Here is a 4,023-nt window from a genome sequence, read left to right as displayed (position 1 = left end):
CCAAGCTCGGCCAGCGGGGCCCACGAGATGAGCGCCTCATCGGGTCGGGCATTTGTCAGATGAAGCAAACCAAGTTGGAAACTCGCGATGGCCAAGTCTGGCTTGACAGCAACTGCGCGCTCGAAGTTTGCAAGTGCATCGTCCATCAGGCCGATCTGAGCGTATTCACTTCCCAAGAGGAAAAGTGCCTGCCCGGTTGCATCAGCCCTCGTACTGGCTTCCTTGAGATACGTCAGCGTGCGACCAGAGTCGCCCCGCCGAGATGCGTCTAGAGCCAGCGCGAAAAGCTCGGGTTGGGTCAGTGCGGCAAGATGGTTTTCCATGCTGGTTTTCGATGGTCGTCAAACTAAATTGTATGTGGACAGTAGATTTCAGCGTGCGATTGACCATCGCTTCACCAAGCGCTGAACCACTACACATGTCGCGAAAAGAAGCGTCGTCACTTGCATCCCTAGCTCGGAGTCGAACTCAACAGCTCGCCAACGGAGTCTGGCGAGAACGTCGTTGTACCAAACCTAAGCTCTGGCCTCGTCCCGCCGAATTTGAGGCTGAAGCTGCCTAGTACAAGCTTCCAGTCCGCCGACCGTTACGAAAGCCGTCTCAGCATGTTGGATCCCACCTGAGCATCGGGACCCGCGTCACCCAGCACACTCGGAAGCTTGAGTTTGACTCATCACACCTGCGAACGATTCGTCATAGCTGAGATTGCGCATGCGACCACTTCGCAAGGCGGCCTCAACCTTTTCAAGCCTCGATGATGCCTGTAGTAGGGGTGAACATCTCACAACGATGGCTCAATGCAATAGCGAAAGGCAGCCGCACGCAGGTGCACCTCAGGCGTGACGAGGTCGTGGGAGTGGGTGTTCATGGTCCGACGAATTGAGGCAAGCGAAGCGCTTGTGAAAACGGCGGCAGACCGCCTATCTCTGCACTCACCAATGAAACCAGTATTCGCTCGAATCGGGGTCGTGAGACCGCTGGATTCGCGCCCAAAACCATCGCGCCGCCCATGACCGGCGGGTGAGCGCCGCACGCAAAGCGACGCAAAGCCGCCTGTAAGGCGACCCCGAGCCGACGGGAGTGACGAGCATCCGTCGCGTGCCGACGCAAAGTCGACGCCAAGGCATCCGAATGCCGACGCTTGCCGCCTCGAAGCCGCTTCGAAGCGGTCGCGAAGCCGCTGGAAAGACGACGAAATCCAGCATGCGACGCAGCCCATCCGTGACCTAGCTTATTGACGTCACCGTCACACCCCTCAACGAGTCCAAAGTGGAACTGCAACCCAAGCGCCCGCCTGGACGCGTCGACCGCAAGGCCGCCGTGTTTGCCTCCGAGATCGTTCGACTGCGCGGTGCCGGCTACACCTTCGAGGCGATCCGCGAAGCGTTGGCCGAGCTCGGCATCGCCTTGAGCACGAGTGCATTGCGACGCGAGGTACGCCGCCTGCGTGGTCGCTCCCAGGGTGGCTCGTCCGTCTTGCCGTCTGGCATGCACACCGTCCCATCCAGCACGCTGGATTCAACGCCGGCACTGTCCTCACCGCCACCGCAGTCCCGTGCGCCGCCTCGCTCCAGTGTCGCCAGTCGCGAAAGCGCCGAAGCCTTCTTCGACGCCCATCCCAGCAACTTCCTGTATCGAATCCAGGAGACCCCATGAAACTCGCCGTCATCAACTTCTCGGGCAACGTGGGCAAGTCCACGGTGGCTCGCCACCTGCTCGCCCCGCGCATCCCGGGCTGCCCGGTCGTCGCGGTGGAGAGCATCAACGCCGACGACGGCCAGCCGGTGACGATCCGTGGCCGGCAGTTCGCGCAGTTGCAGGAGTTCCTGCAAAGCGTCGACAACGTCGTGGTCGACATCGGCGCGAGCAATGTTGAAGAGCTGCTCAAGCTGATGCAACGCTACCGCGACAGCCACGCGGACTTCGACGGCTTCGTCGTGCCCACCGTGCCGGCGCGCAAGCAGCAGCAAGACACCGCCGCCACGCTGGCGGAGTTGGCGCGAATCGGCGTGGCGCCCGCCCGGCTGCGCCTGCTGTTCAACCAGGTCGAAGACGACAGTCCGATCGAGCGCACCTTCGAGACGCTGCTCGCGTATTGCGCCTCGTGCGGCGTGGCGCAGCCCCGCCCGGGCGCCTGCCTGTCATTCAACGAGGTGTACGCGCTCGTGCGGGGAACCGGTCTGTCCCTGGCCGAGCTGGCCGCGGACGGCACCGATTACAAGGCGCAGATCGCTCAGGCCGACTCGCAGTCCGACAAGCTGGCACTGGCGCAGCGGCTGGCGATCCAGCGCCTGGCGCGCGGCGTGGTCCCGGAACTGGACGCCTGCTTCGCTGCCCTGGATCTGCAAAGCCTGGTGCGTTCGCGCGGCGACGACATGAGGCCTGCCGCATGACGCAGCCAAACACCACCCGCGAGGCCTTGATCGTCGAGGCCCTGGGTGACGCGGCCCGGCTGATCCGACAGGTCGAGGCCCTGGCGCCGTTGCTGGACCAGTCGCGCCAGGCGCTGGCAGACGCCCACCGCGGGCTCGCCGAGCAGTTGGCCGTGTTCGAAGCCCAGACCGCAGCGCTGGCGGAGCGGGCCAAGGTTCAGGCGGTGAAGCACATCGTCGCGCGCACCGATGAGGCCGCGCGTCGGTCGATCGGCCTTCAGGGACAGGCCATGGCCGATGCGGCCCGGGTGGCCTTCGGATCCGAGCTCGGGCTCGCCGTGCAGCGCTTGCAATCGGCCATCCAACCCCTGCTGGAGCGTCCCCCGCGTTGGGAACGCTGGCTGACGCACGCCGCGGCCGCGGCGACGGCCTGCGCCGTCACCTGGGTCGTGGCCGTGGCGCTGTGGACACGGTGATCGCCCGCGCGTCCTCAGCCCTTGAGCCGGCGCATTTCCTCGGACAGCATCCACAGCGCACGGTTCAGGCTCACACCGCGGTCGATGCTGCCCACGGGCCGGGTCTGCAGCCGGCGCCCTTGGGCGCTGCGTCCGGGTTGGCCGCCGCGGATCACGTTCTCCTGCACGCGCTGGAAGGTGGTCCACAGGCTGTGGCCCAGGTCTTCGGGCCGGCGCGCCTCGATCAGCTGCTCGGCCGTCACCGGTGCCGGATGGTGCCCGCCGGTTTCCTCCACACCGCGCTCACCGAAACGCAGCGCCAGCGCGGCCGTCGCAAAAGCGATCTCCTCCGGCGGCTGGAGCTGCAGCGCCTTCATCGCCTCGGTGTGCTCGTTCACCGCCTCGAACTCGTCGAGCACGCGGAACGCGCCTTCGATCACCTCGCCCTGGATGCTGCCCTTGTGCGGGATGCGGATGTCGTCCACCACCTCACCCACCACCAGGCCGTTGCAGCAGACGAAGCGGAACATGCCCGCGAGCATCTGGTACGCGCTGGCACCGTCGTGGCTGTTGATGAGGATGATCTCGTTTGCTTCGGGGCGGGTCTGCACCTGGCCGCTTCTGTCGCGGTGGTGGCGCCTGCGGATCATGTGTTTGGTGAACTCCGCCTTGCCCTCCACGCGGCTTGCGCTCTGCGCGACCATGAAGGGCTCGAAGCCCTCCTTGCGCAGGCCGCGCAGCACGTCGATGGTGGGGATGTAGGTGTAGCGCTCGGAGCGGCTCTCGTGTTTGCCCTCGGCGAAGATGGACGGCGCCGCAGCGCGCATCTGGTCCTCGCTCAGCGGGTCATCGCCGCGCAGGACGCGGATGTTGCGGGCAAAGCGGGTGGCGAGGTGTGCCCGCGTTTCGGTATGGGTTGAGTACATGTCGGTTCCTTCAATCGTCGGGTTGGATGAAGGGGCGAAGCCGGAGCCCGAAGCGAGCCCGGCTTCGCACGGCTCGTTCAGAGCGGGATCGGGTCGCCGTGCTCGTCGAGCTCGGCCTGGGCCGTGGCGGCTGCGGCCTTGCGGCTCTTGCTCTTGGCGCCCTTCGCGGGCGCCGGCTTGGCCTGCGGCGCGGGCTGGCCCTCGTCGGGCCCCGTGCCCTGCTTGGCCCGCAGCGCGTCGCCCTCGGCCTTGGTGTCGAGGTAGTCGATC

General features: G+C 65.8%; 4 protein-coding genes and 2 pseudogenes. 3 read left to right on the top strand and 3 right to left on the bottom strand.

Annotation, left to right across the window (positions count from 1 at the left end; translation table 11 throughout):
* Positions 1–323 (bottom strand): annotated as a pseudogene (locus RMO40_RS00365) (hypothetical protein); the annotation flags it as partial.
* Between the two features lie 946 nt (positions 324–1,269).
* Between RMO40_RS00365 and RMO40_RS00360 the strand changes: the two are divergent.
* The 3 genes from RMO40_RS00360 to RMO40_RS00350 are packed head-to-tail and all read left to right on the top strand — an operon-like array spanning position 1,270 to position 2,848.
* A complete protein-coding gene (locus RMO40_RS00360; protein WP_309714847.1) occupies positions 1,270–1,656 on the top strand; it encodes a hypothetical protein in 387 nt (128 codons plus the stop codon).
* Complete coding sequence (stbB, locus tag RMO40_RS00355; RefSeq protein WP_309714845.1) at positions 1,653–2,393, top strand: StbB family protein; 741 nt, start codon at positions 1,653–1,655, stop codon at positions 2,391–2,393. Before RMO40_RS00360 ends, stbB begins: the two co-directional genes overlap by 4 nt.
* Positions 2,390–2,848 carry a hypothetical protein gene (locus RMO40_RS00350; protein WP_309714843.1) on the top strand — a complete coding sequence of 153 codons (459 nt, stop codon included), beginning with the start codon at positions 2,390–2,392 and terminating at the stop codon, positions 2,846–2,848. The genes stbB and RMO40_RS00350 overlap by 4 nt, the downstream gene beginning before the upstream one ends.
* 14 nt (positions 2,849–2,862) lie before the next feature.
* Here the strand turns inward: RMO40_RS00350 and RMO40_RS00345 are convergent, their stop codons facing one another.
* Positions 2,863–3,753 carry a DUF932 domain-containing protein gene (locus tag RMO40_RS00345; protein WP_309714841.1) on the bottom strand — a complete coding sequence of 297 codons (891 nt, stop codon included), beginning with the start codon at positions 3,751–3,753 and terminating at the stop codon, positions 2,863–2,865.
* A 77-nt stretch (positions 3,754–3,830) separates the two neighbouring features.
* Positions 3,831–4,023 (bottom strand): annotated as a pseudogene (locus RMO40_RS00340) (hypothetical protein); the annotation flags it as partial.

The organism is Rhizobacter sp. (genome assembly GCF_031412075.1).
Lineage (GTDB): Bacteria > Pseudomonadota > Gammaproteobacteria > Burkholderiales > Burkholderiaceae_C > Rhizobacter.
The sequence above is the reverse complement of the archived record's forward strand: the minus strand, read 5'-3'. Positions and strand labels throughout refer to the sequence as shown.

Excerpts from the sequence above, each read along its gene's own strand:
- stbB (WP_309714845.1), top strand. The coding sequence starts at position 1,653 with ATGAAACTCGCCGTCATCAACTTCTCGGGCAACGTGGGCAAGTCCACG.
- RMO40_RS00350 (WP_309714843.1), top strand. The coding sequence starts at position 2,390 with ATGACGCAGCCAAACACCACCCGCGAGGCCTTGATCGTCGAGGCCCTG.
- RMO40_RS00345 (WP_309714841.1), bottom strand. The coding sequence starts at position 3,753 with ATGTACTCAACCCATACCGAAACGCGGGCACACCTCGCCACCCGCTTT.